This is a genomic window from Rhizobium sp. SVR5-9E (assembly GCF_056755095.1).
The window spans coordinates 1-239 of the sequence record NZ_JBNDHS010000700.1; the positions used below are offsets into that span (position 1 = coordinate 1).

Annotated in this window: 1 protein-coding gene; it reads left to right on the plus strand. The window is 39.7% G+C overall.

All coding sequences use genetic code 11. The annotated features are described in order from the left end of the window. Window positions 1-47: 47 nt before the first annotated feature. Window positions 48-239, plus strand: a 192-nt coding sequence (locus ACPYOJ_RS36610) for a hypothetical protein (protein ID WP_481420572.1), incomplete at its 3' end; no start/stop codon positions are given.

Consider the following 239-nt stretch of genomic DNA (forward strand, 5'->3'; position numbering starts at 1 on the left):
TTGCAGGAATGCTGTACAGGGGATTAACAGCTTTCAGGAATTATTTTGTGATTAAACAGGATTTCTACAAAATTATGGCGTTGAATGCCATTTCCGAAACGATGAAGATTTTAGGGGTTTTCCTCTTTTCCGTAGTCGGAATCTGCGTGATTTTCGGGATTAAAGGTACAACGATTGTTGGAAGTTTAGGAGCGATAACTGCTGTTCTGGTGCTGGTTTTCAGGGATACAATTTTAGGA